This window comes from Candidatus Clostridium stratigraminis (assembly GCF_045310675.1).
In the GTDB taxonomy this organism is placed as follows: domain Bacteria; phylum Bacillota; class Clostridia; order Clostridiales; family Clostridiaceae; genus Clostridium_AT; species Clostridium_AT stratigraminis.
The window spans coordinates 1-23,708 of record NZ_JBJHZZ010000023.1 but is presented as its reverse complement, the minus strand read 5'-3'; the positions used below and the strand labels follow the sequence as shown (position 1 = coordinate 23,708).

23 protein-coding genes and 1 pseudogene are annotated in these 23,708 nt (G+C 34.9%); 2 read left to right on the top strand and 22 right to left on the bottom strand.

Annotation, left to right across the window (positions count from 1 at the left end; all coding sequences use genetic code 11):
* Positions 1–48 precede the first annotated feature (48 nt).
* From ACJDUG_RS17010 to ACJDUG_RS16950, 13 genes are all read right to left on the bottom strand, one after another.
* On the bottom strand, positions 49–1,017 hold the full coding sequence (locus ACJDUG_RS17010; RefSeq protein ID WP_406771063.1) for an acetyl-CoA carboxylase carboxyltransferase subunit alpha: 969 nt from the start codon (positions 1,015–1,017) through the stop codon (positions 49–51).
* A gap of 18 nt (positions 1,018–1,035) precedes the next feature.
* On the bottom strand, positions 1,036–1,932 hold the full coding sequence (gene accD, locus ACJDUG_RS17005; RefSeq protein WP_406771062.1) for an acetyl-CoA carboxylase, carboxyltransferase subunit beta: 897 nt from the start codon (positions 1,930–1,932) through the stop codon (positions 1,036–1,038).
* A gap of 27 nt (positions 1,933–1,959) precedes the next feature.
* Positions 1,960–3,309: an acetyl-CoA carboxylase biotin carboxylase subunit gene (locus tag ACJDUG_RS17000; protein WP_406771061.1), complete on the bottom strand. Its 1,350-nt coding sequence runs from the start codon at positions 3,307–3,309 to the stop codon at positions 1,960–1,962.
* 104 nt (positions 3,310–3,413) lie between these two features.
* Complete coding sequence (gene fabZ, locus ACJDUG_RS16995) at positions 3,414–3,836, bottom strand: 3-hydroxyacyl-ACP dehydratase FabZ (protein ID WP_406771060.1); 423 nt, start codon at positions 3,834–3,836, stop codon at positions 3,414–3,416.
* Positions 3,837–4,313 carry an acetyl-CoA carboxylase biotin carboxyl carrier protein gene (accB, locus tag ACJDUG_RS16990; RefSeq protein ID WP_406771059.1) on the bottom strand — a complete coding sequence of 159 codons (477 nt, stop codon included), beginning with the start codon at positions 4,311–4,313 and terminating at the stop codon, positions 3,837–3,839.
* Positions 4,314–4,457: 144 nt separating this feature from the next.
* Positions 4,458–5,690, bottom strand: coding sequence for a beta-ketoacyl-ACP synthase II (gene fabF / locus ACJDUG_RS16985; RefSeq protein WP_406771058.1), 1,233 nt, complete (start codon positions 5,688–5,690; stop codon positions 4,458–4,460).
* Positions 5,691–5,706: 16 nt separating this feature from the next.
* Positions 5,707–6,447: a 3-oxoacyl-[acyl-carrier-protein] reductase gene (fabG, locus tag ACJDUG_RS16980; protein ID WP_406771057.1), complete on the bottom strand. Its 741-nt coding sequence runs from the start codon at positions 6,445–6,447 to the stop codon at positions 5,707–5,709.
* A gap of 4 nt (positions 6,448–6,451) precedes the next feature.
* The gene (fabD, locus tag ACJDUG_RS16975) at positions 6,452–7,393 is read right to left on the bottom strand and encodes an ACP S-malonyltransferase (protein WP_406771056.1); all 942 of its coding nucleotides are present in this window, start codon (positions 7,391–7,393) and stop codon (positions 6,452–6,454) included.
* A gap of 15 nt (positions 7,394–7,408) precedes the next feature.
* On the bottom strand, positions 7,409–8,341 hold the full coding sequence (gene fabK / locus ACJDUG_RS16970) for an enoyl-[acyl-carrier-protein] reductase FabK (RefSeq protein ID WP_406771055.1): 933 nt from the start codon (positions 8,339–8,341) through the stop codon (positions 7,409–7,411).
* A gap of 76 nt (positions 8,342–8,417) precedes the next feature.
* Positions 8,418–8,642, bottom strand: a complete 225-nt coding sequence (gene acpP / locus ACJDUG_RS16965; RefSeq protein ID WP_406771054.1) for an acyl carrier protein — start codon at positions 8,640–8,642, stop codon at positions 8,418–8,420.
* Positions 8,643–8,671: 29 nt separating this feature from the next.
* On the bottom strand, positions 8,672–9,649 hold the full coding sequence (locus ACJDUG_RS16960) for a beta-ketoacyl-ACP synthase III (protein ID WP_406771053.1): 978 nt from the start codon (positions 9,647–9,649) through the stop codon (positions 8,672–8,674).
* A 14-nt stretch (positions 9,650–9,663) separates the two neighbouring features.
* The gene (locus tag ACJDUG_RS16955; protein WP_406771052.1) at positions 9,664–10,119 is read right to left on the bottom strand and encodes a MarR family winged helix-turn-helix transcriptional regulator; all 456 of its coding nucleotides are present in this window, start codon (positions 10,117–10,119) and stop codon (positions 9,664–9,666) included.
* A 26-nt stretch (positions 10,120–10,145) separates the two neighbouring features.
* On the bottom strand, positions 10,146–11,222 hold the full coding sequence (locus ACJDUG_RS16950; RefSeq protein ID WP_406771051.1) for an NAD(P)H-dependent flavin oxidoreductase: 1,077 nt from the start codon (positions 11,220–11,222) through the stop codon (positions 10,146–10,148).
* A 270-nt stretch (positions 11,223–11,492) separates the two neighbouring features.
* Between ACJDUG_RS16950 and ACJDUG_RS16945 the strand changes: the two genes are divergently transcribed.
* On the top strand, positions 11,493–11,657 hold the full coding sequence (locus ACJDUG_RS16945; protein WP_406771050.1) for a hypothetical protein: 165 nt from the start codon (positions 11,493–11,495) through the stop codon (positions 11,655–11,657).
* A 50-nt stretch (positions 11,658–11,707) separates the two neighbouring features.
* Here ACJDUG_RS16945 and ACJDUG_RS16940 read toward each other — a convergent pair whose 3' ends face one another.
* The 8 genes and pseudogenes from ACJDUG_RS16940 to ACJDUG_RS16905 all read right to left on the bottom strand — a co-directional run bounded on the left by ACJDUG_RS16940 (position 11,708) and on the right by ACJDUG_RS16905 (position 20,222).
* The gene (locus ACJDUG_RS16940; protein ID WP_406771049.1) at positions 11,708–11,923 is read right to left on the bottom strand and encodes a hypothetical protein; all 216 of its coding nucleotides are present in this window, start codon (positions 11,921–11,923) and stop codon (positions 11,708–11,710) included.
* A gap of 2 nt (positions 11,924–11,925) precedes the next feature.
* Complete coding sequence (locus tag ACJDUG_RS16935; protein ID WP_406771048.1) at positions 11,926–13,188, bottom strand: competence/damage-inducible protein A; 1,263 nt, start codon at positions 13,186–13,188, stop codon at positions 11,926–11,928.
* 69 nt (positions 13,189–13,257) lie between these two features.
* A complete protein-coding gene (locus ACJDUG_RS16930; protein WP_406771047.1) occupies positions 13,258–13,959 on the bottom strand; it encodes a DUF1287 domain-containing protein in 702 nt (233 codons plus the stop codon).
* A 57-nt stretch (positions 13,960–14,016) separates the two neighbouring features.
* A complete protein-coding gene (locus ACJDUG_RS16925; RefSeq protein WP_406771046.1) occupies positions 14,017–15,978 on the bottom strand; it encodes an OPT family oligopeptide transporter in 1,962 nt (653 codons plus the stop codon).
* A 139-nt stretch (positions 15,979–16,117) separates the two neighbouring features.
* Positions 16,118–16,486: a PqqD family protein gene (locus ACJDUG_RS16920; RefSeq protein WP_406771045.1), complete on the bottom strand. Its 369-nt coding sequence runs from the start codon at positions 16,484–16,486 to the stop codon at positions 16,118–16,120.
* Positions 16,487–16,592: 106 nt separating this feature from the next.
* Positions 16,593–18,544: pseudogene (locus ACJDUG_RS16915) on the bottom strand (OPT family oligopeptide transporter).
* Between the two features lie 365 nt (positions 18,545–18,909).
* Entirely contained in the window at positions 18,910–19,866 is a 957-nt protein-coding gene (locus tag ACJDUG_RS16910) for an ROK family protein (protein ID WP_406771044.1), read from the bottom strand.
* A 107-nt stretch (positions 19,867–19,973) separates the two neighbouring features.
* Entirely contained in the window at positions 19,974–20,222 is a 249-nt protein-coding gene (locus tag ACJDUG_RS16905; RefSeq protein WP_406771043.1) for a hypothetical protein, read from the bottom strand.
* A gap of 156 nt (positions 20,223–20,378) precedes the next feature.
* Between ACJDUG_RS16905 and rbr the strand changes: the two genes are divergently transcribed.
* Positions 20,379–20,966 (top strand): rubrerythrin, encoded by a 588-nt coding sequence (gene rbr, locus ACJDUG_RS16900; protein WP_406771042.1) that lies wholly within the window; start codon positions 20,379–20,381, stop codon positions 20,964–20,966.
* 39 nt (positions 20,967–21,005) lie between these two features.
* On the opposite strand, the gene fusA is transcribed toward rbr, so the two are convergent.
* Positions 21,006–23,096 carry an elongation factor G gene (gene fusA / locus ACJDUG_RS16895; RefSeq protein ID WP_406771041.1) on the bottom strand — a complete coding sequence of 697 codons (2,091 nt, stop codon included), beginning with the start codon at positions 23,094–23,096 and terminating at the stop codon, positions 21,006–21,008.
* Positions 23,097–23,708 lie beyond the last annotated feature (612 nt).

Sequence of the window (23,708 nt, the reverse complement as noted above, 5' to 3'; positions counted from 1 at the left end):
CACCGCATTTTAACTTTCTAAGCAAAAAGGGAGCTGCTGCGCAGCTAACTATTTAGTTAGTTGTGCAACAGCCCCTTCAGTGAATTCTCCAAAGCCTCTAAATCTATTATATCTATTTTTTAATAACTCTTCTTTTGAAAGTGAGCAAAGCATAGGTATAGTAGTAAGCAGCACCTTCTTTATATTTTCTGCAGCTTCTTCAGGATTTTTATGTGCTCCACCTAAAGGTTCTTTAATAACTTTTTCTATTATTCCGAACTCCTTTAAATCTTCTGCAGTTATTTTCATAACTCCAGCAGCTTCCTTAGCACGGCTGCTATCCTTCCATAGAATGCTTGCAAAGCCCTCTGGGGAAAGAATCGAATAAACTGAATTCTCCTGCATCCAAATCTCATCAGCTACAGCCAAGGCCAATGCACCGCCGCTGCCGCCTTCACCAATAAAAATAGAGATAATTGGTACCCTTAAATTAGCCATTTCCATAAGATTTCTAGCAATGGCTTCACCTTGTCCTCTCTCTTCTGCACCCACTCCGCAAAAGGCCCCTGGAGTATCTACAAAACATATAACAGGTCTATTAAATTTTTCAGCCTGTCTCATTAGCCTTAAGGCTTTTCTATAGCCCTCTGGATGTGGCATCCCAAAATTTCTCACTATATTTTCTTTTGTATTTCTTCCCTTTTGCTGGCCTATAATTGTTACAGGTCTTCCGTCGAGCCTTCCTATACCGCCAACAATGGAAGCATCATCTCTAAAGCTTCTGTCTCCATGTAGCTCAACAAAATCAGTAAATATTTTTTCTATATAATCAAGAGCCGTAGGTCTTTCTATGAGCTTTGCTAAACTTAATTTTTCCCAAGGAGTAAGATTATTATAAATCTCATCCTTCATCTTTAAAAGCTTAGCCTCCATCTTTTCTACTTCACTTGATAAATCCACATCCTGTGCCTTTGAAAAACTCTTTAATTCTTCTATTTTATTTGAAAGTTCTTCAATCTTCTTTTCAAATTCCAACACAGCCATTAAATCACCACCTTAATTTTCTAAAGAGTGTAAGCTCAAGATTTGTCCTAAGGTATCTTTAAGCTTATCTCTAGAAACTACAGCATCTATAAACCCATGCTCTAATAAGAATTCTGAAGTTTGAAAGCCCTCTGGTAAGCTCTGTTTTATTGTCTGCTCTATAACTCGCTTTCCTGCAAAGCCAATTAGAGCCCCAGGCTCCGCTATAATTATATCGCCAAGCATTGCAAAACTTGCAGTTACACCACCTGTGGTTGGATCTGTGATAACTGTAATATATAGTAGTCCTGCCTCACTATGCTTTGCTACTGCCGCACTTACTTTTGCCATCTGCATTAGAGAATATATTCCTTCCTGCATTCTGGCTCCACCAGATGCAGTAAATATTACTACAGGCTTTCTTTCAAGAGTAGCTGTTTCTATTGCTCTAGTAAGTTTTTCACCTACTACAGATCCCATGCTTCCCATCATAAAGCTGCTGTCCATAACACCTAACACTACATCCTCACCATTAATTTTGCCTTTACCTGTAACTACAGCTTCACTAATGTTAGCAATCTCCATAGATTTCTTAAGCTTACTTTCGTAGCCAGGAAAGTCTAAAGGATTCTTAGTGCTTATATTAGCATTAAGTTCTTCAAATGTTTCTTCATCTAATATAGAATTTATTCTATCTAAAGCAGACATTCTAAAATGAGTACAGCAGTTTGGGCAAATTAAGAGGTGCTTTTCTAAATCTTTTTTGTAAATGGCCTTGCCACAGCATTCACACTTTACCCATAGACCATTGGGAATATTAGGCTTTTGTTCCTCTTCTTTAGGAATACTCTTTTCTGCTTTATTTGAAGGATTTACAGGAGTTTGACTTACTGTAATATATTTAGTTTTCTTAAAAAGTCCATTAAACATCCGGTTTCACCAGCTTCCAGTTTAAAATTAAATATTTATACCCAGTACCTTTGTAATGAAGCTTGTGTCAAAATCTCCACTAGCAAATACTTCGTTATTTAAAATGGTAAATTGAAAATCTATATTTGTATCTATTCCTTCTATAACAAACTCCCCAAGTGCTCTCTTCATTCTATTAATTGCCTCTTCACGAGTTTTTCCATGGACAATAAGCTTCCCGATCATAGAATCATAGGTTGGAGGTATTACATAACCCTGATAAGCTGCACTATCAAGTCTTACCCCAAGTCCCCCGGGAATATGCATTCTCTGAATTTTACCAGGTGAAGGTCTAAAGCCGGCTTCAGGATTTTCTGCATTTATTCTACATTCTATAGCATGACCATTTATTTTTATATCCTCTTGCCTTAATTCAAGCTTTTCACCAGCAGCAATTTTAATTTGCTCCTTAATAAGGTCAACACCTGTCACCATTTCAGTTATTGGATGTTCTACCTGAATACGAGTATTCATTTCCATAAAATAATACTTTCCGTTTTTATCTAGAAGAAATTCAATGGTACCGGCATTTTTATAGCCTACAGCCTTGGCAGCTTTTACTGCAGCCTCTCCCATTTCTTTTCTTAAAGCTTCATTCATAATCGGAGACGGTGCTTCTTCAAGTACCTTTTGGTTTCTTCTTTGAATGGAACAGTCTCTTTCTCCTAGATATATTGTATTTCCATAATTATCTGCTAAAATTTGAAATTCTGTATGTCTTGGATTTTCAACAAACTTCTCAACATACATAGTATCATCGCCAAAGGCAGCCTTTGCTTCTGTTTTGGCAGTTTCAAAAGCCTTAGTAAATTCATCCTTGTTTCTTACTATTCTTATCCCTCTTCCTCCGCCGCCGGCAGATGCTTTAATTAGTACAGGATAACCTATTTCTGTAGCTAATGTTATACCTTCTTCAATAGAGTCAACAGCTCCATTAGATCCTGGTACAACAGGAACATTAGCTTCCTGCATTATTTCTCTAGCCCGAGACTTATTTCCCATTTTACTTATACTTTCTGGGTCTGGTCCTATAAAGGTTATGTTACATTCTCTGCACATTCCGGCAAATTCACTGTTCTCTGATAAAAATCCAAAACCTGGATGTATTGCTTCTGCGCCAGAAAGCACTGTTGCACTTATTATATTCTGCATATTTAAGTAACTATCTCTTGCCTTTGCTGGCCCAATACAGACTGCCTCATCTGCCATTTCAGTATGAAGGGCATCTCTATCAGCCTCTGAGTAAACCGCAACAGTTTCAATGCCCATTTCTCTACAGGCACGAATTATTCTGACTGCTATTTCTCCTCTATTTGCAATAAGTATTTTTTTAAACATAATTCTTCTCCTTACATTGTAGGTCAAGACAATAATGAGGCTAACTAGATTACTAATCTATTAGCTGACCTTAAAGCCATGGGCTTTAATCTTCTTAAGAATTACTATTGTATAATAAAAGAAAGTTCAGCCTCTGCAGCTTTTTTATCTTCTACATAAGCTACTGCCTTTCCAATTCCTATAGGTCCCCTTCTTTTGATTATTTCAACCTCAAGCTTTAATGTGTCTCCAGGATGTACCATCTTTCTGAATTTTGCTTTATCTATACCTGTAAAGTAACCAATTTTCCCTTTAAATTCATCAAGGCTAAGCATAGCTACAGCACCTGCTTGAGCAAGTGCTTCTATTATTAAAACTCCTGGCATTACAGGTTCTCCAGGAAAATGTCCTTGAAAGAATGGCTCATTTATAGTTACATTCTTATAACCTATAACCTTAACTCCTGGCTCAATAGATTCTATTTTATCTATTAATAAAAATGGGTATCTATGAGGAAGTATTTCTTGAATTTCTTTAATGCCAATCATTTACCTTGCCTCCAAAATTCGAAATAGCGGCTCACCGTACTCAACCATTTGTTCCTTCTCAGCTAATACTTCAATTATTTCGCCATCTACTTCACTTTCTATTTCGTTCATAAGTTTCATAGCTTCAATAATACAAAGTACCTGCCCTTTTTTTATCTTTGAACCAACAGTAACAAAGCTTTCTGAATCAGGGCTTGGAGATGTATAAAAGGTTCCAACTATTGGTGAAGTTACTAATATTCCTTCTTTTTTTGCCGGCTCCGCCTTAACTGCTTCTTGAATTTTAGGTGTTTCCTTAATTGCAGAAATTTGCTCTTCTTGAGGTATGGTTTTTATAACCTGAGGAATTCTTTCCATTGTAATAAATTCTTGTCTTTTTTCAAGCTTTATTTTAACTCCATCTGATTCAATTTCTACTGCTGTTAAGTTTGAATCATTAACTGCTTTTATTAGTTCTTGGATAGCTTTATAATCCATAATACCCTCCTGTTTCCTTATCCTGCGCAGAACAATTATTAATTGTTCTGCCTCCTGGTATTCCTAAAGGATGCATAATAATAATTAATTGTTATGCATCCTGTATTCCTTATTCTGTATTACTAATTCCTAAGCTCTTATATACTAAAACTTCTTAAATATTATTGTTGCATTATGTCCACCAAAACCTAAAGAATTGGACATAGTATATTCAAGTTCAGCTTTTCTTCCTTTGTTTGGAACATAATCTAAATCACAGTCTGGATCTGGTGTATTATAACCAATTGTAGGTGGTATGAAACCATCCTTCATTGCCTTAATACAAATAATTCCTTCCATTGCGCCAGCTGCACCAAGTGCATGGCCTGTCATAGACTTTGTTGAACTTACTGGAACCTTATAAGCCTGCTCTCCTAGAACAGCCTTAATAGCCATAGTTTCAAATTTATCATTTAATGGAGTACTGGTTCCATGAGCATTAATATATGAAACTTCTTCAGGTTTTATTCCTGCATCTTCCATTGCTATCTTCATAGCTCTAGCACCGCCTTCACCATCTGGTGCAGGTGCAGTCATATGATAGGCATCACAAGTAGTACCATAGCCTACCACCTCTGCATATATCTTTGCTCCTCTATTTTCTGCATTTTCAAGAGTTTCTAATATTAATATTCCTGCTCCTTCTCCCATAACAAAACCACTTCTGTTTGCATCAAATGGAGTAGAAGCTGCTTTTGGATCATTACTGTTACTAAGCGCAGTTAGATTTGTAAAACCTGCAAGACCAATTTGAGTTACAGACGCCTCTGTACCACCAGCTATAATAACATCTGCCATACCACACTGAAGCATTCTCATGGCATCTCCAATTGCATTTGTTCCTGTAGCACAAGCTGTTACCACAGAGGTACACACACCTTTAGCTCCATATTTTATAGCCACATTTCCTGCAGCCATGTTTCCTATTGCCATAGGAATAAAAAGTGGAGAAACTCTATTAGGTCCTTTTTCTACTAGTGTTCTTACCTCTTTTTCAATAGTTGCAAGACCACCTATACCAGAACCGATAAGTACACCAAGTCTTTCTTTATTCATATTTTCCATATCAAGGCCAGAATCTTCAATTGCCTCTTTAGCTGCTGCCAATGCATATTGACAGTATCTATCCATTCTCTTAGCTTCTTTTCTATCCATATATTCTTCTGGTTTAAAATCCTTAACTTCTGCAGCTATTTTTACTTTAAATGCATCTGTATTAAAATAAGTAATATAATCAACTCCGCATTTACCTTGTTTTATATTGTTCCAGAAGCTTTCTACATCATTTCCTACAGGAGTAATAGCTCCCATTCCTGTAACTACAACTCTATTTTTCATTTTCTCACCTTCCTTTTTACATTACCATTCCGCCATCAACATTTATTACCTGTCCGGTTATATAGCTTGCATTATCCGATACCAAGAATGCTGTACAATTTGCTATATCTTCTGGACTGCCAAGTTTTTTAAGTGGAATGCTTTCAATTAACTTTTCCTTTACCTTATCAGAAAGAACCTCTGTCATGTCAGTAGTAATAAAGCCAGGTGCTATGGCATTAACAGTGATGCCTCTAGCTCCTATTTCCTTTGCTATGGACTTTGTAAATCCAATAATACCAGCCTTAGCAGCTGCGTAATTTGCTTGACCTGCGTTTCCTATAAGCCCTACAACAGATGATATATTTATTATTCTACCACTTTTCTGCTTAAGCATAATGGCACTAGCATACTTTGTGCAGTTAAATACTCCTTTTAAATTAACCTGAAGTACCTTATCAAAATCCTCTTCTTTCATTCTAAGAAGTAGAGTATCTCTAGTAATACCTGCATTATTTACAAGTATATCTAATCTTCCAAATTTCTCTGCGGCAAATTTTATAACTCTTTCTGCATCCGGAAGAATGCTTACATCACCTTGAACACATTCTGCTGAGCCGCCCTTTTCTCTTATTTCTGTAACTAAGTCCTTTGCTTCCTTTTCACTGCTTCTATAATTTACCACTATGCTTGCTCCTTCAGCTGCAAGCCTAAGTGCAATTGCCTTACCTATTCCTCTTCCTGCTCCAGTTACTACAGCAACCTTTCCAGTTAGCATAAGCTTATCTCTCCTGACTATTTAATATTTCTAACGCCTTTTCAAGTGTCTTCGTATCTTCTATATTAATTGTTGTTACTTTCCTGTCTATCTTCTTTATAAAACCGCTTAATACTTTTCCAGGTCCAATTTCTACAAAGGTGTCTACTCCGTCTTCCAGCATTCTTCTTATGGTATCCTCCCATAAAACTGAGCTCATAACCTGTCTTCTCAGAAAGTCCTTTATTTCATTTTTATTGCTAATATAATCAGCAGTTACATTTGTAATTACTGGAACTCCTATTTCGCCAAGCTCTATAGCTTTTAGCTCTTCATTAAGTTTTTCAGAAGCACTTTTAAGCATTGAGGTATGAAATGGGGCACTTACTGAAAGAGGTATTACCTTTGCTCCTTTTTCCTTAGCCATTTCAGAAGCTGCCTTAACAGCCTCTATTTCTCCGCCCATAACTATTTGACCTGGACAATTGAAATTTGCTGGTTCCACTGTTCCATTGCTACTAGCCTGTAAGCAGATTTCTCTTACTTCATTAGCACCAAGTCCCAAAACAGCAGCCATGCTTCCTATGCCTTCTGGTACTGCCTCCTGCATAAATCGGCCTCTTTTTTTAACTAGCTTTACTGCATCAGAAAAGTTAATAACTCCACTGCAGACTAAAGCTGAATATTCCCCTAGGCTAAGTCCTGCTGTAATATCTGGTTTTATGCCATGCTCTTCTAAAGCCTTTAATGCCGCTATACTTGTAGTTAAAATTGCAGGCTGAGTATTTTCTGTTTTATCCAGCTCTTCTTTTGATCCCTCAAAACAGAGCTTGCTTATTTCAAAGCCTAAAGCCTTGTCAGCTTCTTCAAATATATTTTTAGATGAACTTATATTCATAGCAAGGTCTTTTCCCATACCCGCATACTGAGCACCTTGACCTGCAAATACAAATGCAATCTTACCCATATACCCTTACGCTCCTTATTCAAACCTTTTTATTACTAAATCTGCTTCTGTAAACATTTCTTCAATAATTTCCTTGCAGCTTTGCCTTTTATTAATTAAACCTGCAATCTGCCCAGCCATTACTGATCCAAATTCAACATCACCGTCTCTTACTGCTTTAGGTAAAGCCCCACGTCCAAGCTCCTCATATTCCTCTGGAGTTCCTCCCTTTTTCTCTAAAAGCTGGAACTGTCTTACTAACTTATTCCTTAAAACTCTAACAGGATGCCCGGTAGCTCTTCCTGTTACAACTGTATCTATATCTCCTGCTGCTAAAACTTTTTGCTTATAATTTTCATGAACTGTACATTCATTTGCAACTAAGAATCTAGTTCCTACTTGAACTCCCTGTGCTCCAAGCATGAAAGCTGCTGCAACGCCTCTTCCATCGCCAATTCCGCCTGCAGCTATTACTGGAATTTTTAGTGCATCTACTACTTGAGGTACTAAAGCCATAGTAGTTAATTCTCCAACATGACCGCCAGACTCACAGCCTTCAGCTACTACTGCATCTGCTCCTGTTCTCTCCATTCTTTTTGCAAGAGCTACAGAAGGTACTACTGGAATTACTATAATACCATGTTCCTTCCACATTTCTATATACTTTCCTGGGTTTCCTGCTCCAGTAGTAACTACCTTTACTCCCTCTTCACATACCATTTTTGCTAATTCATCAGCATTATCGCTCATGAGCATAATGTTTACACCAAATGGTTTATCAGTTAATTCCTTTGTTTTTCTAATTTGTTCTCTAACGAATTCAACAGGGGCGTTAGCACCAGCTATAAGACCTAAGCCTCCAGCATTTGACACTGCTGCAGCTAGTGAACTGTCTGCAACCCAAGCCATACCACCTTGAAATATTGGATACTTTATTCCTATCATGTCACATAATACAGATTTAAACATATTCATCCTCCCAAGCTTTAATTAAAAATGAAGAATGAGGTTGTTTCATTCTTCATTCAGTAGACTAATTTAAAATCTACTTTTCTGTTCTCTCTTCAACATACTTAACTGCATCTTGAACTGTCTTTATACTTTCTGCATCTTCTATTTGTATATTAAATTTTTCTTCAAGTTCAATTATTATTTGGAACAAGTCTAGAGAATCTACACCCAAATCTTCAAAACTTGTTTCTAATTTAACTTCATCCTCCTCAATTCCTAATTGAGATGTTATTACCTTTTTAATTTCATCAAATATCATTTATAATTCCTCCTATTTTTTTATATAAATTAATAATTCCATTCAACTAATGCTGCTGACCAGGTGAAGCCTGCACCAAAGGCTACTAAAATAATTTTATCGCCCTTATTTAATAGCTTGCTATCATCCATTTCATCAAGTGCTATTGGAATACTTGCTGCTGAGGTGTTCCCATACCTTTGTAAATTTAAGTAAAATTTATCTTCATGAACATTTAACTTCCTTGCAACGTAATCGATAATTCTGTAATTAGCTTGATGAGGTACAATATACTTAATGTCATCAAGGCTTAAACCACTATCCTTAAGTACTTTATTAATAGCTTCTACCACTACGCCTGTAGCAAATCTAAATACCTCTTTACCATCCATAGTTAATTTTATATTCTCAACTTTTTCTGGCTTTACATAGGGATTTTTAACTGGAACACAGCTAATGCCTAAGTATTCAGTTTTTCTTCCATCTGTACCAAAGAACAAGGATCCTATACCTTTTTCCTCACTTGGAGTAAGGACCACAGCACCAGCGCCATCGCCAAATAATACACAGGTATTTCTATCAGTCCAATCAGTAACCTTTGAAAGTACATCAGCACCAATAACTATGGCAGCTTTACTTTGCCCTGTTTTTATAAATTGTGATGCAACATTTAAGGCATAAACAAAACCTGAACAGGCTGCTGAAATATCAAAACAGGCTGCATTATAAGCTCCTATTTTATTTTGTACATAAACTGCAGTTGCAGGTGTTAATGCATCTGGTGTTGATGTAGCAAGTATAATTAAGTCTATATCCTCTACCTTTATTTTAGCCTTTTCTAATGCTATTAATGCTGCCTTAGCTGCCAAATCAGAGGTGTTCTCTCCTTCTGATATCCTTCTTTCTTTAATACCAGTTCTAGAACTAATCCATTCATCATTTGTATCTACCATTTTAGATAAATCATCGTTAGTCATAATTCTTTCTGGTGTGCATCTCCCAGTTCCAATTATTTTTATCTCCTTCATTATCCTTCTCCTTCCTATCTATCAGCTAAATTATATTTTGACTTAAAAAAGCTGTTAAGCTTCTCTAAAGCAATTACCAAAACTTTTTCTTCATCTTCTCCTAAGCCTTCTATGGTTTCTTTAACCATATCCTTATGAAACTTCTCATGAATTCTATAAGCTAGTTTACCTCTTTTTGTAAGTTTGATTAATACAACTCTTCTATCTTCTTCAATTCTCTTTCTTTCAACATATCCTTTTTTCACCAAATTATTTATGGCAGTTGTAAGGGTTCCAACAGTAATTCTAAGATCTGCGGCTACCTCCGACATACTTCTTGCCTCATACATACTTATAGCCTCTATGGTATGTATTTCAGTAATGGATAAGTCTTTAAATTCACCTTCGTTTAAGGCATTTTGTTCAATGGTCAAAATGTCATTGAATATATCAACTAGAATCTCATTTACAAGATTAATGGTTTTACTCATATTACTAAATAACTACTCCTCTCAAATTAAATAAAGGACTTTTCTGCTTCCTCTTTGAGCTCTTCCATAAGCTCCTTTACAGTAACAATTTTATCAAGCTTATAGGCATTACTTCCTGTAAAAATTAACCCATCTTCAACATTACCTTTAACAGCCTCTAAAAGTGCCTTTGAAATACAATAAGGTGTATTTGAAGGCTCACAGGGCTTTAAACAATCGTAGCATTTTTTTACTGGCATGTTCCCTTTTTCTAATCTTTTCAAAAAGGAATTTGTTATTGCCCTGCCTGGCATGCCAACTGGGCTTTTTACAATTCTTAAATCTTCCTTCCTTGAATTTATATAAGCCATTTTATATTTAATATCAGCATCACATTCTTCTGTAGCTACAAACCTAGTAGCCATTTGTACCCCTGCAGCACCAGCATTAATTGCCATAGCAATATCTTCTCCGCTGTAGATTCCGCCACCTGCTACTACTGGAATGTCTTTTTTGTACTTTTCCTCATAAGGCTTTAAAACATTGATAACTTCTTTTACTATATCTAATAATTTAGGTTTATTTTCTTCCTTTAATTCTTCTAGTGAGAATCCTAAATGGCCACCCGCTTCTGGGCCTTCAACAACTATGAGGTCTGGAATATATGAATACTTATGATCCCAAAGCTTTGTTATTACCATGGCAGCTTTAGCTGAAGATACTATGGGAGCTGCTTTTGTCTTTGAGTTCTTAACAAGTTTCGGGAGTTCGGTAGGAAGTCCTGCCCCTGAAATTATAATGTCAATTCCTTCTTCAATTGCAGCTTTTGCCATTTCTTTATAATTATTCATAGCGACCATAAGATTAAGCCCTATTATTCCTAATGGGCTTAATTCCCTCGCTTTTCTTATTTCATTTCTAAGAGCCCTTAAATTAGCTTCTTTATTATTTGTTTCAAAATCTTCTTCAAGAAAACCAATCTGAACTCCAGATATAATACCAATTCCGCCTTGATTAGCTACAGCTGATGCAAGACGCGAACGAGAAACACCGATTCCCATTCCCCCTTGTATTATTGGAAGTTCAGCTATTAGCTCACCTATCTTCAAATGAGGTAATTTCATATTATTCTCTCCTATTTTTTGATTGTCAAATACTTTGATTATCAAACCATTTATTTTGATAATCAAAGTATATAGAAATTTTAACGTGCTGTCAACCGACTTCCATAAAATTCAAATTTAAATATTTTATGAACGCCCTAATCTTATTCACAGTTATTAAAATAACAGAATACTATATATGGAAAATAGACAAGCAAAATAAAAGAAATAAAAGAGCTTATCGATTAATAATTGTTAAGTAGGTCATTAGAATTTAAGGAGGGATTGTATATGTCGCATCACAGAGGTGGTTTCGATAACACATTGGGCATCGGTAATTCATTTTTGGGTCTTGCACCATTTTTACTTTTGCCATTTTTATTCACAAATAATAGACGAAATGTTAACATTATTAACATCAACACTAGGAGAAGAAGACCTGATGACTTCTGCTAATATATAAACAAACTTAAGGGATGAAATACAAACGTATTTCATCCCATTTACTATTTTACTACTTTATCCTGTGTTTTGTTTGTAGCAAGTGTTATAAAAATTCCTATTACAATTGCTACTGAATTTACAAATATATACTTTCCAATTGACATTGGCGGCATTCCAAATTTTACGCCAACCTTGTCCACCATAAACACTAATAGGTTACCGATTAACAATGCGAATAAATAATTTAATATGAACTTAATTGTATTTTTCTTACCCATACTTATCCCCCATATTTTTCATTATTCTTTATATAATTTAAAATTTCTCTCCTTAATAAATCTAAAGCAGCAGTAACCGTTCTATTTCTTACCTTCTGCCTATCCCCATTACTATTTAGTTTCTTAACTTTAACTTTTCCTTTAAAATATAGACCTATATAAACCAAACCCACAGGTTTTTCTATTGTGCCACCTTCAGGTCCTGCTATTCCTGTAACTGAAATTCCTATATCTGTACCTGCTGCTGTTGCTATACCTTCTGCCATCTCTCTTGCAGTTTCCTCACTGACTGCTCCAAAACTTTCAAGTGTTTCTGCCTTTACACCTAACCTCTTCATCTTTGCTTCATTGCTATAGGTAACAGCACCTTCTAAAAACACAGAAGATATTCCAGGATAATTTATTAAAGCTCCAGAAAGCAGTCCACCAGTACAAGATTCAGCGGTTCCTATAGTAAGGTTATTTCTAACCAACATCTCACCTACTACCTCAGAAATGTTAGCTTCCCCCTCTGCATAAATATCCTCACCTATTCTTTTTCTAATTTCTTTTTCAATAGGAATAATTAAGGCATCTGCTTCCTTAGGTGACTTACCCTTTGCTGTAATTCTAAGAATAGACTCATTATCTTTAGCGTAAGGTGCTACTGTAGGATTAGTTTGACTTTCAATTAAGTCTAGAACCTTTTCAGCCATGGCACTTTCACCAAGGCCTACAACCCTAAGTACTTTTGATACAATTACACCATCAGAAAATTTTGCTAAATAAGGCACTACAGAAGCCTCAAACATTGGCGTCATTTCCTTTGGAGGTCCTGGAAGCATTACAAGTACTTTACTCTTTTCTTCTATAATGCAGCCTGGTGCTGTGCCATTAGGATTTGGGAGAATTAATGCTCCTTCTGGCATAATAGCCTGCTTTTTGTTACCTTCACTTATTGGCCTATTAAGTTTGTCAAAGAGCTCCTTTAAATAGTTATAGGACTCTTTATGTAAATACATGCCTTTGCCAAAATACCTTGCTCCAATTTCTTTAGTTAAGTCATCCTTTGTTGGCCCAAGTCCTCCTGTAGCTATAACTAAGTCTGCCCTCTTAAAAGCAAGATCGTAAGCCTTAAGAAGTCTTTCCTCATTATCACCAACCACTGTTTGGTAATAAACTGAAATCCCTAGGTCAGCTAATCTTTGTGATAAATAATGTGCATTAGTATTTACAATATCACCAAGTAATATTTCAGTTCCAACTGCTAAAATTTCTGCCTTCATATTTACCTCCTATTACGTCATATTCTAGTTATATTATTACACTATTAGCTATTTTATGCACTAGGTAATTTAATATTTCCACCTATAATGACCGTATATATATGGTGCCCAATAAGTTAAGCTTGCACTTTCCTTTGCGTTAGGATTTGTATTATGTATTACATATGGTACCCCATCACTTCCTCTTTTATCAGAAACTATGGCTATATGTTCAAAGGGCTGCATTATCACTACTATATCTCCAGGCTGCCACTGCTTTAAATTTTCAATATCAAAAGGCTTAATATCTTTTGTAGCACTTATGGCATTTCTCTTAAAAAATATATCCATATTCTTTACTCTTCTAAAATCAATGTTAGGATCTGGCATGTTTTCTACTCTAGGATAAGCAGATAAATTATTTTTAATGTCTTTATCTATAGCTGATTTTAAATCTACACCCATACCTTTAAAACCTCTCCAAATAACATCTGTACAAACCCCTTCACCATCAGGAGGATATCCCCCCTGGTAATAGGCATCCACGTATTTAGTTTTGTTAACTGCTTCCTTTCTTGCTGATGCTACTATATCAAGGCAGTCAGGAATACCGTTTTTATTATTATCTAACTTTGAGTATTCCTCAGGTACTTTAATTGATTTAACATGCTGAACATGCTGAATTACTAAATCTAAATAATATTTTATGTCAACATTAAGCTTATTAATTATAATAAGTAATGAGCTAACTATTATACATATTATAATAGTAATTGAAATAAATTTCTTCATTACATCTCCTAAATAGAAATGACAGCCAAGAATTAACTTTGGCTGTCATTTTTATTATTATGCTTTTATATTTGCTTTAGCGCCTGTAGACTTTTTATTATCTACTTTTGCTGTTGAATTATAGAACCAAATACAAAGAACTAAAAGCATTATTGCTGATAACCACGGGCTTCCAGTTATAGCTGGTACTATCTTAGTCCCAAATCCAACCTTCCCATCTATCTGAAGCACAGCAAGGAGTGCTATTAGTATACCCATGATCGCCTCTCCCGCTATTAGACCTGAAGCAAGTAAAGTTCCCTTTTCTGTTTGCTCCTTAAGAACCTCATTATCCTTTTTGAATTTAGAGTCTATAAGCCATCTTAATATTCCACCAACAAGCACTCCTGCACTTAAGCCAATTGGTAAATATAATCCAAGTGCAAATGGAAGTACTGGAATTTTCATAAACTCACACATTACGCCCAGAGTTAAGCCTATTATTACAAATATCCAAGGTAATTTAGCATCCATAATACCATTTACAATCATTGCCATCATGTTTGCTTGTGGTGCTGCTATTGTATCTCCTCCTATTCCATAAGCTGAGTTAAGCATTAGAATAACTGCACCTATTACTGCTGATGAAAGTGCTACAGCTATATACATTCCAATTTCTAGTCTCTTTGGAGTTCCGCCCATAACATAGGTTGTCTTTAAGCTTTGAGCACTTCCTCCTGCTACAGCAGCTGCAACACATACTACTGTACCACCTATTATAGCTGCAATCATTCCTCCATTTCCAACATGATTTGTAGCCTTTAAGATACCTGTAATAACAAGTAATGAAGCTATAGTCATACCGGAGATTGGGTTATTAGAAGTACCAATAAGTCCTACTAATCTTGCAGATACAACTGAGAAGAAAAAAGCACAAATAACAACAATTAATGACCAAAGTATATTTCCATTAAAGGTTGGAATAATCCATGCAAGTACAAATACTAAAATAGCACCAGCAATTACCCAGGTCATAGGTATATCCATATCTGTTCTCTTTTGCCCTGCTTTACCTGACATACCAGACATAGCTGATTTAAAAGACTTAACAATTGTTGGCATAGCTTTAATTATACTAATTAATCCGCCTGCAGCAACAGCACCGGCACCGATATATTTAACGTAGTTTTTAGCTATAGCTGCAGGTGCCATTTTAGTTATAATCTCTGCTGATGGGAAAAGAGCTGCAGGAAGCCCTGCTCCTATATATTTTATAAGTGGTATTAAAGCAAACCAGGAAACTATAGCACCTGCAAACATATAGGAAGCTATTTCTATTCCTACAATATAGCCAACACCAACTAAGGAAGCATAGGCACTTATCCCAAAGCTTGTTTCGTAACCAATACCCTTTGCCTTTATGGCCCATTCTGGATCTTCATTCCATAGTTTAAAGCCTCCAGATAAAAGTTTAAATAAACCTCCTATTAAAAGGCCATTCATCATTACTTTAAGACCTGCTCCACCAGTACTTCCATTAACTAGTACTTCTGAAGCAGCCATTGCTTCTGGATATATTAACCTTCCATGTTCTTCAACCATTAAGTACTTTCTTAGTGGAACTACAAAAATAACACCTAATAAACCTCCAAGAAGTGCTACAATGATTATTGTTGTTAAGGTCAATTGCTGATTAAGTAAAATAATTGCTGGTATAATAAATATAAGTCCCCCTGCTAGTGATTCTCCCATAGCTGCCATGGATTGAATCATATTAGCTTCAAGTATACGATTTTGTGCCGCACTTTTAAATACTGCTGTTGCAAGTACTGCTGCTGGAATTCCTGCTGCTACAGTCATACCTACCTTTAATCCTAAATAGGTATTAGCTGCACCGAAGATCATTGCAAATAAGCAGCCAACGATTATTGAAATCGTTGTCAATTCAGGCAATGCCTCTTTTACTGACACATAAGGTACATAGTCCTCACCTTTTATGCCTCCAAAGGCTGTTTGAGAAAGTCCTTTTTTTTCTGACATAAATTTTCCCCCTTTAAATATTTAGAATATTGTGCCAATACCATAATATCACAGTTCCATTTTACAGTAAACATCATAATATAATATTTTATATTTAAATATTTTTATTTTTTTACTTCATAAAAAAAGAGACAAATTTTTATTTTGTCTCACTTTGGTTCTCTTTTGTAAAGGAAATCCATCCCTTTTTATTTAAATGTCTTAAATACATTATAAGCCTATCATAAACAGGTTCCATCTTATCTCCAAATTCATATAGAAGCTTTTGTCCTATATCATAAACAGTAGCCTTACCGTCTATATTCTTCCAGACAGATGAGCCGATAGCATCTAATTCAACATCGCTTGTTGTCGGCTTTTTAACTAGCCAGCGCATAAATTTTTCAACCGTTTTATCATGATTAAAAATAAGCCACACTCTGCCTTTTCTTATTTCCCAGTTATCATGCTTTTTTCTTGGTATGTATAAAAGGAAGTTATCATCTTTATCGTTTTTTTGTTTTCCCATAAAACACCTCATATTATGCCGTTAAATATTTATTTCATTATATCAAATTTAAAAATATATAACAATAATAAAGGAGAGCAGTAGCTCTCCTTTTAATATTCACCAACTATGCTGCTTTCTTATCTGACTTAATAGTAAATCTATAAATCCAATAAGCAAGAGCAAAATAAGTTATTGTAGCTGTCCAGTTACTAGAAGTAATACCAGTAAACATTCTAGCACCTATTCCAACTGGATCTGCTAATTTTAGAGCAGCAAGTATAGCTATAACTATACCCATTATAGCGTCTCCTGCTACTAGTCCAGAAGAAAGCAATATACCTTTTTCTGTTTTTTCTTTAAGTAAATTTTCATCCTTCTTAAACTTCTTATCAATTAATGCTCTTACGATACCACCAAATAATATACCACCACTTAAATGTATTGGTAAATATATGCCTAGAGCTACAGCTAATACTGGAAGTCCCATAAGTTCAATCATAACACCAAAGGCTACTCCAACTAAAACAAAGGCCCATGGTAATTGTGCATTCATTACACCTTGAACAAGCATTGACATAAGTGTCGCTTGTGGTGCTGGAAGTCCTTTAGCTCCACCTATACCATAAGTATGGATAAGTAAAAGCATAACAGCTCCACCTGCTAAGGCGCCAACTACTAATCCAAGAAGCATTCCAATTTCTATTTTCTTAGGGGTTCCACCTATAATATAACTAGTCTTTAAACCTTGGCCTGCTCCACCTGCTACTGCTGTTGCTACACATACTATAGCTCCAGCAAGCAGTGCTGCAACCATTCCAACATCGCCAGTCATACCTGTAGCTTTTAAAATGGAAGTTATAAATAATAGGGTTGCAATTGTCATCCCTGATACTGGATTGTTTGAAGCTCCAATAATACCACATATTCTTGCAGAAACAACTGCAAAGAAGAAAGAAAATATTATAGCCATTAATGCCCCAACTGCACTTACGTGAATTATTGGAAGTAACCAAGCTAAGAAAAACACTAAAGCGGCAGCTCCTATTATCCAAGTCATAGGGACATCTAAATCAGTTCTCTTAACTTCGCCACCTTTTCCTCCAATACCTGACATTGCTGCCTTGAAGGATTTAATTATTGTAGGAAGCGACTTAGCTAAGCTAAGGAAACCGCCGGCAGCAACTGCACCAGCACCTATATATTTCACATAGTTTGATCTAATTGCGTCTGCACCTAATTCTGCTATTGGTTTTGTTGCTGGGAATAAAGCCACTGTAGAAGTTGCACCAACATATTTAATAAGTGGGACAAGTCCAAAAGTAGCTACCAATGCACCTGAAAACATGTATAGTGAGGCTTCTATACCTACTATAAAACCTACTCCAGCTAGTGATGCTACAGCATCAAAGCCAAAGAAACTTTCAAATATTGATTTACCATTTTGTTTTAATGCTATATTCCAGTTTGGTTCTGTTGACCATAATAATAGTCCTCCAGATAGGAAATTGTAGGCTCCACCTGCAAGCATACCTGTTAGTACAGTCTTAAAGCCTGCACCACCTGCATTACTTGTTACAAGTACTTCTGCAGCTGCCATACTTTCTGGGAAAGCAAGCTTACCATGTTCCTCCATAACTAAATATTTTCTTAATGGTACAACAAAGAAAATACCTAATACACCACCAAGTATAGTAACAGCTACTATAGTCATGAAGCTTAAATCTTTACCCCAAATAATAATAGCTGGTAGTGTGAAAACTATACCTCCAGCAAGGGATTCTCCCATAGCTGCTACAGCTGAAATTAAATTTGCTTCAAGAATATTGCTTTTTTAAGAATTATTTTTAAAAGTCCAGTACCTAAGATTGCTGCTGGTATTCCTGCAGCTATTGTCATACCTACTTTGAGTGCTAGATATGTGTTTGCAGCTGCAAATAGTGCTGCTAAAATACAGCCAATTACAATTGATATAAATGTTAATTCTGGCATAGCTTGACTAGCTGGTATATATGGAACATAATCTTCTCCTTTTATACCGCCATAAGCTGAGTGAGATAATCCTTGATGCTCTGCCATTTAATTTACCTCCTTAAAAAATTATTTTGATACGCTTTTAATGGTAACATAAAATTTACAGAATATTAAATAATGAATATTTATAAATTAACAAATCTAATTCATTTTTCGCTAGTTTAATCAAAGATACGCCATTTTTCGCATATTTTCATATTTTTTCTCAAAATCTAAACGTATTCATTTTTATTTATTATAATTATTAGTCTATTTTCTGAATTTGCTAAAGTTTAATTATATTTTTAATAAAAATATATAAATATGTTAACTCAATGTATAAAAATTTATGCAATAAAAAAATCACTATTAAAAGTAATAGCGATTTTCTTATATAAAGCCTTATATTATACTATTAAACCATCTTAACATTAAATTTCTTTACCTTCTAACAAGGCAAGGGCAACGGCACCTATTACACCTGCATCTGTTCCAAGTTTAGCTGGAACAATCCTTGTATGCTCTGACATGGTCTTAAAGCATCTCTTATCTACTTCTCTCTGTACAATATCAAATAATATACTGCCTCCCTTTGTGACACCCCCACCTATAACTACCATATCCGGATCAAAGCTTGTTATAACATTTGCAACCCCAATTCCTAAATATGTAAAGCTCTTTTCCAATATTTCTTTAGCAATTTTATCTCCAGCTTTAGCTTCCTTAAACACCTCATAAGAAGATATATTTTCGTAATTATTTAGTGAAGTTTCTACTCCATTACTTATAGCTTCTCTCGCTTGTCTTGCAATAGCAGTACCAGAGGATAAAGCTTCTATACAGCCATTATTACCGCAGTTACATTTAGGCCCATTTGGAAGAATAGTGGTATGTCCTATCTCTAGTGCATTTGAAGTACTTCCTCTGTAAATCTTACCATTAAGAATTGCCCCACCACCAACACCAGTACTAACGGTAATATATATCATATTTCTAGTACCTCTACCTGAACCGAGCATGTATTCTCCAATTGCAGCAACATTTGCATCGTTATCTAAATAAGTTGGTATATTAAACTTCTCTATAATTGGCCTTACTAATTGAAAATTTTTAAATGGCAGATTTGGTGTAACTATTATGATTCCTTCTTTAGAGTCTAAAGGACCTGGTGATCCAATACCTATAGTCCTAATCATATCATTTGTTTTATTAGCTTTTGATATAACAGTTTCTATTACTTCTATTATTCTGCTTAAGACAGCTTCTTCACCTTCAATGGCCTTAGTAGACATAGTATATTGGCTTATAACTTTCCCATTTAAATCCGCTAAAGCTCCACTAATTTTTGTGCCACCTAAGTCAATTCCAATTACATAATCCCTATTCATCCCGACCCTCCATTTAAATTAATTCTAAGATTTATTATACAATAAAACACAAGTCATATTAAATATTTAACTTGTGTTTTTGTAATAAATCATAAATATTTTTAAAGTTATTTAAAGCTTTCTCCATGTCTATAAGCAGTTATGTAGTACCTCCCATCATCATTACCGCCTTTAAATGCTACTTGGAATCCATTTCGGCTTAAAATATTAGTAATTATATCAACATTATGTGTTTCTCCAGTTCCAATAGTTATGGTCAATTTATCATCCTCACCTATAATCCCCATGTAATCATTAATATTACTGTAATCACTTAATCCTATAACTCCATTAACTTCTAACCTATATTCTGACATATTATCTCTCCTTTTAATTTGCAAAATTAAAATTATATGCTTATTTTCTGTATTTACTTGTCAAAATATTCATATTTTATTCATTTCTAAATTTGATTTTTTTGTTATAATTAGGATGTAAATAAAATTAATAAATTTGGGAATGGAGGAATTTACATGAATTCATTAAAGGGTACTCAAACTGCTGAAAACTTAATGAAGGCATTTGCTGGTGAGTCTCAGGCAAGAAACCGTTATACCTTCTATTCTTCAGTAGCTAAAAAAGAAGGTTATATTCAAATTTCTAACTTATTTACCGAAACAGCTGACAATGAAAAAGAACACGCTAAAAGATTTTTTAAATTCTTAAACGAGGGTGGACTTGCAGGAGAAACCATTGAAATAAGTGCCAGCTTCCCAGTAGCACTTGGAGATACCAAGGTAAACTTATTGGCTGCAGCTAGTGGTGAAAATGAAGAATGGTCAATTCTTTATCCACATTTTGCTGATATTGCAGAACAAGAGGGTTTCCCAATAATAGCAGCGGCATTTAGAAAAATTGCAGAAGTTGAAAAGCATCATGAAGCTAGGTATAGAAAGCTCCTATCAAATATAAAAGAAAATACAGTTTTCAAAAAAGAAACTTCGATTCTATGGAAGTGTATAAACTGTGGTTATATTTATGAAGGTATTGAAGCTCCAATTTCTTGTCCTGCTTGCGCTCATCCGCAAAGCTACTTTGAAGTTTTATCTGAAAATTATTAAAAGAAGAAATACTCCCTTTAGTTGGGAGTATTTCTTCTTTTATTCTTCTTCTACTTTAATCCTCTTTGAGTTCTCAATTATTTTTCCGGCTTCTAAAGCAGGTACTTCTTCATAACGTTCAAATTTCATTTGGAAGTTTCCTCTTGCCTGAGTTATTGATTTTAAATCAGTTGCATATTTAAACATTTCTGCCATAGGAACTTCAGCAATGATCTTTTGATTACCATCCTCTGGATCCATACCAAGTACTTTTCCTCGTTTCTTATTTAAGTCTCCTATAACATCTCCCATATAGTCATCTGGAACCATAATTTCTACATGCATAATGGGTTCAAGAAGTACTGGTGTTGCACTCTGCAGACCCTTTTTATAAGCTAAGGATGAAGCTATTTTAAAGGCCATTTCCGAAGAGTCTACTGGATGGAAGGAACCATCGTGTAATGTAGCCTTAAGTCTTATAACAGGATAGCCAGCTAATACTCCATGAGTTATACATTCTCTAAGTCCTTTTTCAACTGCAGGAATATATTGTCTTGGTACAACCCCACCTACTACTTGATCAACAAATTGTAATTCATCCTCTCCATCATTTCTAGGCTCAAATTTAATCCATACATCACCGTACTGACCATGCCCTCCAGATTGCTTCTTATGCTTACCTTGAACATCAGCCATTTTTCTAATTGTTTCTCTATAAGGTATTTTTGGAACCTCTAATAATACATCGGCTCCAAACTTATTTTTAAGTTTACTTGCAATTATATCTAAGTGAGCCTCACCTACACCAGAAACTATCATCTCTGCATTTTCTACGTCTCTGGATACTTTAAAGGTTGGATCCTCCTCTAAAAGTTTTGTTAGTCCTGAGGAAATCTTATCTTCGTCTCCTTTTGCCTTTGGAATTACTGCCATTGACATTGACGGAGTTGGAAAATCAATATTTTCAAATGCTATAGGAGCTGAGATTTCACATAAAGTATCTCCTGTTCCAGTAAATTGCAGCTTTGCAACTGCTCCAATATCTCCAGCAATAATTTCTTGTGTCGGAGTCTGGGATTTACCTCTTATAAAATACATTGTTCCTATTTTCTCTTGTTTATCCTTATTTGAATTATATACTGTAGAATCAGCCTTAGCTTTTCCTGTCATTACCCTAAATAGTGAAAGCTTTCCTACAAATGGGTCTGCAATTGTTTTAAAAACGAAAGCAGAGAATTTTCCACTTTCATCTATTTTAACATCTAAATCTTTATTATTCTTAATATCTCTTGCCTTTTTAAAATCCATATTTTCTGGTGAAGGGAAACATTCTAATACGTCTTCCATCAAAGTGTTAATACCAATTCCAGTAAGAGCTGAACCACACATTACTGGTGATATTTCTCCCTTTGCAGATCCGCTTATAAGCCCTTTATATATTTCTTCATCACTGAGCAATCCATCACTAAAGTACTTATCTAGCAGAACTTCGTCTGTTTCAGCCACAGCTTCCATAATCATGTTCTTACATTCATCAACCTTATCTATCAATTCAGTAGGAATCTCAGCTTCTTCCATTACATGAGTCTTTTCATTAAATATTCTCGCTCTCCTAGATATTACATTAATAACTCCTTTAAAGCCCTCTTCTGCACCTATCGGATATTGGATAGGAACCACTGATATTCCAAACCTCTCCTTTAACTCACCTAATACTTTTTCAAAATTACTATTTTCTCTATCTAATTTATTTATAAAAAACGCTCTAGGCATTTTATTCTTATTAACATAATTCCAAGCTTTTTCTGTTCCAACTTGGATTCCCGAAGCTCCACATACGGCTATTAAAGCTATGTCAACAGCTCTTAGCCCCTCAATCATTTCACCAACAAAATCAAAATAACCTGGCATATCAACTAAATTAACTTTTACATTCTCCCATTCACAAGGAGCAATTGCTGTAGCTACAGATATTTTTCTCCTTTTTTCTTCTGCATCGTAGTCACATGTTGTGGTACCCTCTTCAACTTTTCCAGCCCTATCTATTGCTTTTGTATAAAATAGTATAGCTTCTGTCAATGTAGTTTTACCAGCTCCGCTGTGTCCAACTATACCAACATTTCTTAAGTTTTTGGTTTTGTACTCTTTCATATGAGACTCCCGCCTTTCTAATTATAATGTAAATTAATTTATTATTGTTAAATTGCCTTTACTTAAAAGAAATTTATTAATTATCCCCTTTCTTTAAATTATTTTATTCGTTAACTTCAATTCCTTACTATATATATTCTACTTAAATGATTTTTTTCCTTTTAATAAAACTTAATATTCCGAATAGTTTGATTATATTTTAAGTCATATTATATATAATCAGAAATCATAATGCAATATATTTTGCCACAATTAAGAAAATGTTTACATAAAATGTGTCTTTATCTTAAATTATATCCAAAATAAAAGTCTCTAAGCTATTTTATAAAGCTTAGAGACTTTATTAGTAATTTTATATTGATTCTCTAAAAAAGAAATTGATACCTAGTAAGAGATACGAATCTCATGGTTTATTATAAAACTGATCTTTACCTTTTTAAATAACATTTATCTTTTCAAAAAATAAAAATGAGCGACCTGGTAAGGGACGCTTGCCTCTTTGTTTTAAATATTGCTATTTATTTTTCAAAAAATGAAAATGGCTCCGTGGAGAGGACTCGAACCTCCAACCCTTCGGTTAACAGCCGAATGCTCCGCCATTGAGCTACCACG

Bases quoted from the DNA above. Each gene is read 5' to 3' on its own strand.
- ACJDUG_RS17000 (WP_406771061.1), bottom strand. From the start codon at position 3,309: ATGTTTAAAAAAATACTTATTGCAAATAGAGGAGAAATAGCAGTCAGA.
- fusA (WP_406771041.1), bottom strand. From the start codon at position 23,096: ATGAAAGAGTACAAAACCAAAAACTTAAGAAATGTTGGTATAGTTGGA.
- fabG (WP_406771057.1), bottom strand. From the start codon at position 6,447: ATGCTAACTGGAAAGGTTGCTGTAGTAACTGGAGCAGGAAGAGGAATA.
- ACJDUG_RS16960 (WP_406771053.1), bottom strand. From the start codon at position 9,649: ATGAAGGAGATAAAAATAATTGGAACTGGGAGATGCACACCAGAAAGA.
- fabF (WP_406771058.1), bottom strand. From the start codon at position 5,690: ATGAAAAATAGAGTTGTAGTTACAGGAATGGGAGCTATTACTCCTGTA.
- ACJDUG_RS16925 (WP_406771046.1), bottom strand. From the start codon at position 15,978: ATGTCAGAAAAAAAAGGACTTTCTCAAACAGCCTTTGGAGGCATAAAA.
- ACJDUG_RS16930 (WP_406771047.1), bottom strand. From the start codon at position 13,959: ATGAAGAAATTTATTTCAATTACTATTATAATATGTATAATAGTTAGC.
- accD (WP_406771062.1), bottom strand. From the start codon at position 1,932: ATGTTTAATGGACTTTTTAAGAAAACTAAATATATTACAGTAAGTCAA.
- ACJDUG_RS16945 (WP_406771050.1), top strand. From the start codon at position 11,493: ATGTCGCATCACAGAGGTGGTTTCGATAACACATTGGGCATCGGTAAT.
- ACJDUG_RS16950 (WP_406771051.1), bottom strand. From the start codon at position 11,222: ATGAAATTACCTCATTTGAAGATAGGTGAGCTAATAGCTGAACTTCCA.
- ACJDUG_RS16940 (WP_406771049.1), bottom strand. From the start codon at position 11,923: ATGGGTAAGAAAAATACAATTAAGTTCATATTAAATTATTTATTCGCA.
- ACJDUG_RS16910 (WP_406771044.1), bottom strand. From the start codon at position 19,866: ATGAATAGGGATTATGTAATTGGAATTGACTTAGGTGGCACAAAAATT.
- ACJDUG_RS16905 (WP_406771043.1), bottom strand. From the start codon at position 20,222: ATGTCAGAATATAGGTTAGAAGTTAATGGAGTTATAGGATTAAGTGAT.
- acpP (WP_406771054.1), bottom strand. From the start codon at position 8,642: ATGATATTTGATGAAATTAAAAAGGTAATAACATCTCAATTAGGAATT.
- ACJDUG_RS16920 (WP_406771045.1), bottom strand. From the start codon at position 16,486: ATGGGAAAACAAAAAAACGATAAAGATGATAACTTCCTTTTATACATA.
- fabZ (WP_406771060.1), bottom strand. From the start codon at position 3,836: ATGATTGGCATTAAAGAAATTCAAGAAATACTTCCTCATAGATACCCA.
- ACJDUG_RS16935 (WP_406771048.1), bottom strand. From the start codon at position 13,188: ATGAAGGCAGAAATTTTAGCAGTTGGAACTGAAATATTACTTGGTGAT.
- accB (WP_406771059.1), bottom strand. From the start codon at position 4,313: ATGGATTATAAAGCTATCCAAGAACTAATAAAAGCAGTTAATGATTCA.
- fabD (WP_406771056.1), bottom strand. From the start codon at position 7,393: ATGGGTAAGATTGCATTTGTATTTGCAGGTCAAGGTGCTCAGTATGCG.
- rbr (WP_406771042.1), top strand. From the start codon at position 20,379: ATGAATTCATTAAAGGGTACTCAAACTGCTGAAAACTTAATGAAGGCA.
- fabK (WP_406771055.1), bottom strand. From the start codon at position 8,341: ATGTTTAAATCTGTATTATGTGACATGATAGGAATAAAGTATCCAATA.
- ACJDUG_RS16955 (WP_406771052.1), bottom strand. From the start codon at position 10,119: ATGAGTAAAACCATTAATCTTGTAAATGAGATTCTAGTTGATATATTC.